Genomic DNA, 5,649 nt, shown 5'->3' on the forward strand with positions numbered 1-5,649 from the left:
TCAAAATAATATTTTTAAACAAGAAGCGATTGACTTTAGAAAAGAAGAAGGCAAAGGGAAAAAAATAGAAATCAAGAAACTTCTCGCCTTATCAAAAAAAACTACCCCCAGTAATTAAATGCATCTTCTATCTTATATCTTCGAACTCTCCCTGATCCCTCCCCTTAAGCTAAGGGGAGGTTATGAGGGGCTATGGAAGATTTTGCAAAATTCAGAGCTTCTCTAATTTGCAAGGTTTTTCACAACTCCCCCTACCCCCTCTTAATCTTAAGAGGGGAAAATCCTAAAAGAGTACGCTAAAAATACCAGCCCAGGTGAATACCAAAAGCGGGTGAATGGAAATTTCTGGATTCTATTCTCCGGTAAGAATCCCCCACTTCCGGGGCGACGAAAAAGCGTTTGCCGGGGCGAAACTCGTATCCCAAAGCAGCGGAAGTTACAAAGTCCAGCTTGCTTTGATGGAGGGCAGTTCCTGTATCGATTTCACCTACCGTTAAACCTAGTCCAGCATTGCCGTATAAATTCTTCCAAAGAAAATATTGGGCTTTGATCTGCGAATCATTGGCAAAATAATCTTTGTGTAATTTATGAGAAAAATCTGTTACCCCCTCGTAATAGAGAAGGAATTTTTCACTCAACCCCGCCCCAATGCGAAATTCAAATCCACCGAAGGCTCGGTCTAAAGTGCCTGCCTCATAGCCTACTCGAGGACCAAAGCCGATGAGGAAACCTTTCCTTTCCCCTTCTCCGGCATGGGCGACAAGGGAGAATAAATAAAGAGCCATAAAACAAAAAATTGTCACAAAATACTTAATACGAATATCGGTCTGCGCTTTCATTGTTTAACTCCTGTTAAGATCACAGCCAAACCTTGCGTCGACTTCAAGGGGCTGTGAAACGTTTATCTGGAAGTTTTCTTAATGGAAAATTGGGGGAGAAATAAAGAACAAGAGTATGAGTCCAAAAGGAAAGTGTGTTCTGGGAGTACACAGCAATTGTACAGCCCTGTGGCTCTTCCCTCTGGAGGCTGGAGGAAAAGCCACAGGGTTTTCGGATGAAAGAGATAAAGAGAGAGGGGTAAATGCCGGAATATCGCGTAAGCCGAGTAAAAAAATTACTAAAAAATAATGAAAAGCACGCAATTTTTGCGGCTTTCAGCCGAGAAAGGACATTCATTCTTTTTCAGTTGACACAAAAACTACAAGTCTTATAGAAGCCGGGTGTTTTATTTAGGAAAATCAAACATTTATAACTTTTAGAATTTTCTAAACGTCGCCACGATTACAAATCGACAGCGATGCTTCTCTTTTAAGGAGGAATTATGGCAGTAGCTTACAAAGATCTCGAAGACAGGCATGGAAAGGTAACTCACAAAACAGAATCTAAACATGATTTTTATCTCTCTCAACCCGGAAAACTGGCCTCTGAAAAATTGGAGCAAGGGGGTTTAAAATTAAAAGAGCGACTTCTGGTGGGGGCTGCCAAGGCGCTTTGGCCTGTATTCAAATTCATCAACAAAGTCCATCAAGGAGAACATATTCAACCCAAATGGGCCCCCGCCCCCCTAATGAAATCGAAAGAGAAAACTTTTCCTCAACTCGGTTGGCCACGAAAGACCGACTCCCTTTGCCCTCGCTGTGTCCAGGAAGTTCGCCAAGAAATAGTTTCGGGCAGTAAAAATTATAAAGTACTCATTAATGAAAATCCTGGTGAAATTAAAGCCGACATCATTGAACGCGACGGACAGATTTTGATGGTGAAGGAATGCTCCAGACATGGAAAATTTGAAGATATCCTGTCGATGGACGTAAAATTTTTGGAGCGTATTGAAAAACTTTATCCGGGACGTGATTTCAAATCGCCTCTTACTCCTTTGAGAAACCACGGAACTTCCACCATCAAGTATGGTCGTGGCGCCGTACTTACCGTCGATCTCACCAATCGTTGCAACATGATGTGTGACCCCTGTTTTATGGATGCCAACCAGGTGGGTTATGTGCATGAACTCAGCTGGGATGAAATTAAGGAAATTTTGGACAACTCACTTAAAATTAAGCCTCGTCGCCAAATGTCGGTTCAATACTCCGGTGGAGAGCCTACCCTTTCTCCCTACTTTTTAGACGCTGTCAAATATGCCACCGACGTGGGATATTTCAGTACTCAATGTGCCACCAACGGAATTCGTTTTGCGCAAGAACCTGATTTTGCCCAAAAGGCCTTTGATGCGGGTCTACGCATTGCTTACTTGCAGTTTGACGGCGCCGAAAACGCCGCGAATGAACACCGTAAGATTAGTAATTTATTTGATGTGAAACTTCGAGCGATTACCAACCTCGCTCATGCCGGCATAGAAGTCGTTCTGGTGACCACGCTTGTAAACACCGTAAACGATCATCAAGTGGGCCCCATCATCGATTTTGCCATTCAAAATGTGGATAAAGTCACCTTCTGTTCTTTTCAACCGGTTTCATTTACCGGAAGAGATGAAGATATTTCGGATGAAGACCGTCGCCGTCAACGCTACACGCTCTCTCACTTGGCGCACGACGTAAAAAAGCAAACTGGAGTTTCGGAGCCCCTGCGGGATTGGTTTCCTTTGTCTGCCATAGGTCCTATCAGTGATTTAACCGACATGATGCGCGGTCCTGAAAAAGATTTTGGAAGCCTGAAATGCGGCTGTCACCCCAACTGCGGCGTGGGGATGGCTTTGATGATCGATAAACATGAAAAGAAATGGTTGCCTGTTTCTGAATTTTTACACATCGACCAGATTATTAAAGACGCTGAAGCGATTACAGATGCCTGTCAGCCCACCTGGTTGAGCAAGCTGGAGATTGCCTGTTCCGTACTTCGTAATTTTGATCCGGGAAAGGCACCTAAAGAACTTACCTTAAAAGAACTCATCACCAAATTCGACAAACAAAGTGGTGGCAGCATGACCGAAGGAAAAGTGAATTACGGGAAAGGCTTGGAACGTAAGCGAGACCGTTGGCACTTCATGTTTATTGCCGGAATGTGGTTTCAAGATTTGTTCAATTACGATTTCAGGCGCACCGAAATGTGTATCATCCCTTATGGGACTCAAGAGGGGGAAATTTCGTTTTGTGCTTATAATACAGGAATTGGCTGGAGGCAGATTATTGAGCATCTCCATAAAAATGCCAGTGTTGGGGAATGGTATCGCAAAAAAGGCAGACATGAGATTTATTCAGGAGGCAAAGCCATGCCAGTGCCAGAAGTAGATCATCAGGTAGTATTGCCTATGAAAGTAGAAAATAATCCTACCCTTCACTAGTTAACTTGTTTTAAAGAACGAGGGCGACTCAAAAGGTCGCCCTTTTTTATTAGACCTCATGAATACTTTCAACTCTCACGAAATTTGGCTATCTTTTCTCCCCTTGCTGCTCGTCAATATTTTTGCCCTTTCGAGCATTCCTCTTTATATTTGGGTACGAAAAAAAGCCCCCAAAAGTAAGGTGGAGGATGAACTCAATAAACGTCACCATTCCAAACTGCTCAATCGCTGGTTCAAAGAATATTGGTATTGGGTTACTTCTCCCATCGAAAAAGCTGCACTCAGGCTTAAATTAAGTCCCAATTTCTTTACCAGTCTGGGATTTCTCATTTGCTTAGGGTCCGGATTCGCTTATTTTTTTGGCTATCTAGGGCTTGCGGGTTGGTGTGTTATTTTAGGTGGAACTTGCGATATGTTTGATGGTCGCATTGCGCGGCTGACGAACCACTCTTCCCGGGCAGGGGCCTTTTATGATTCGGTGATGGATCGATATGGGGAAGTGGTTACTTTCATGGGCCTGGCCTGTTTTTATCGTCAGCATTGGTTTTTCTATTTTATCCTCGCCTCTCTGGTGGGTTCCGTATTGGTCAGTTATGCCCGCGCGCGAGGGGAATCGGTTGGAGTGACTTTCCAAGGCGGCTCCATGCAAAGGCCTGAACGTATCGTTTACCTGGGAGTGAGTTCCATTTTTAGTCCGCTGTTTGCCTTGATGTTTGGATGGATACATCCGGCGCTGAACTCCAACTTCCTGCTCTATCTTGCCGTGATCATGATAGCGGTGATGACGAATTGGACCGCGGTTTACAGGACTTTTTGGATTTATCGCGAACTAGAAAGGAAGAGCCAATAGATCTCTTAGAATAAAGCTCCGATGACATTCCTGTTCTTTTCCTTCAGAGCAGGTGAGCGCCACCTTTCCTTCATTTTCACGAATCAATTTCACAAGCTGATCAAGCCCTCGCCTATAAGCTTCTGTTTGCCGATGTTGCCGCTCAAAATTTTCCAGACTTCTTTCCCCGGCTATTTTTGGATTCCCCAAGGTATCGCCCATAAACACATAGTGAATATTTTCTTTTGCCAAACTTGCTTCCAAAGCCCTTCGATTAAACTGGGGGAACCATTGGCTCTGCGGGTTTTGACGGACATCCACGACGCAAGTCACACTGGCGGCCTTGAGTTCAGCGATGTATTGTTCAATCGTTTTATTGGAGGTACCGATGCCTAGTACAGCAGAGGCCACCCTCTCCCTAACCCTCTCCCCTCGAGGGAGAGGGGACCCTAAACTCCCTCCCCCCTGGAGGGGGAGGGTCGGGGAGAGGGGGATCTTGGACGCACTTTCCACCCATCTCCCCCGATGCCTCACATTATTGGATGCCCTCAGTCCAAACACCGCCTCCTCATAAACACTCCTCGTATAAGCCCCGGTTCCAAATAGAGTAGGATCTTCCTCTCTCACCTGACCCATAATTTGAGTCGCAACGCGTGTGGGGATGGGAAGAGTTTTTGCTTTTTTCAAAAGATGATCCAGCATCTCCCGCCTAAAATCGTAACCTTTGCGATAAAGCCCCTTCTCCAAAAATAAAACCGCTTCCCCTTCTTCAGTCTGTTTCACCTTCATCATGGCCACTGCCACAATGTGACCCTGCTCTCTCACCACCACCAGTCGCATATTTTTAGAACCCAGGGCCGCCACCACATTCTGGGTAAAAGTAGGATTGGCATTGGGATTAAAACAGTTGAGTAATTCCGGATGCAGAGCTCCCATGCGAATAAAAAGTGCAGGATCATCCGTGTCTTCAATACGGAGGTCTTTATAAACACGCCGGCTAGAAATTTCTTGTTCTAATTGTTGGGCCAACTCCAGAAAATGATCCGCGACCTTATCGTAACCGGCTTCTCGATAACGCCTTTCTATCTGCTTCAATTCTTTGAGCGCATCTTTCCTACGGTCTGATTCAAGAGCCAATTCAAGCTGCATCCAGGATAAAAGTTCCTTAATGGGTTTTAGACGAAGCAGACATTCCATTTTCTGTTCTGCACTGCTTGCTTCTTTCAACTGTCCAATCTCTTTTCGAAGAGATTCACGAATTTCCCCGATTCTTTGATCTTGCCAAGCGCAATCCAATTTCCTCCACGCTGTGATTTCCTCTCTTACCCAAGCCCCTTCTACTGCTTTTTGATGTTGATCGACTTCTTCTCTTAAATTGGCATAACTGGAGAGATGAACTTTTTGCGAAATCGCAAGACAGGGACCCAGTGATCCGCAAGGATAGGGACCCACTCGGAGCGTAGCGACGGATCTTATTTTTTCTTTTTATAGGTGGGTCCCTATCGATGCAATTTGTTTTTTTCTG

The 5,649-nt window shown here is 44.8% G+C and carries 4 protein-coding genes; 2 read left to right on the forward strand and 2 right to left on the reverse strand.

The window, feature by feature from the left end; genetic code table 11:
- Positions 1-296: 296 nt before the first annotated feature.
- Positions 297-839 (reverse strand): hypothetical protein, encoded by a 543-nt coding sequence (locus tag HQM15_11940; protein ID MBF0493473.1) that lies wholly within the window; start codon positions 837-839, stop codon positions 297-299.
- A gap of 482 nt (positions 840-1,321) precedes the next feature.
- Here HQM15_11940 and HQM15_11945 point away from each other — a divergent pair, with 482 nt between their 5' ends.
- Positions 1,322-3,295 carry a radical SAM protein gene (locus tag HQM15_11945; protein MBF0493474.1) on the forward strand — a complete coding sequence of 658 codons (1,974 nt, stop codon included), beginning with the start codon at positions 1,322-1,324 and terminating at the stop codon, positions 3,293-3,295.
- Between the two features lie 58 nt (positions 3,296-3,353).
- Entirely contained in the window at positions 3,354-4,145 is a 792-nt protein-coding gene (locus HQM15_11950; protein ID MBF0493475.1) for a CDP-alcohol phosphatidyltransferase family protein, read from the forward strand.
- On the opposite strand, the gene HQM15_11955 is transcribed toward HQM15_11950, so the two are convergent.
- Positions 4,125-5,576, reverse strand: a complete 1,452-nt coding sequence (locus HQM15_11955; protein ID MBF0493476.1) for a DUF488 domain-containing protein — start codon at positions 5,574-5,576, stop codon at positions 4,125-4,127. The genes HQM15_11950 and HQM15_11955 overlap by 21 nt on opposite strands.
- Between the last annotated feature and the right edge of the window lie 73 nt (positions 5,577-5,649).

It is taken from the genome of Deltaproteobacteria bacterium, assembly GCA_015233135.1.
GTDB lineage: Bacteria > UBA10199 > UBA10199 > JADFYH01 > JADFYH01 > JADFYH01.

Excerpts from the sequence above, each read along its gene's own strand:
- HQM15_11940 (MBF0493473.1), bottom strand. The coding sequence starts at position 839 with ATGAAAGCGCAGACCGATATTCGTATTAAGTATTTTGTGACAATTTTT.
- HQM15_11945 (MBF0493474.1), top strand. The coding sequence starts at position 1,322 with ATGGCAGTAGCTTACAAAGATCTCGAAGACAGGCATGGAAAGGTAACT.
- HQM15_11950 (MBF0493475.1), top strand. The coding sequence starts at position 3,354 with ATGAATACTTTCAACTCTCACGAAATTTGGCTATCTTTTCTCCCCTTG.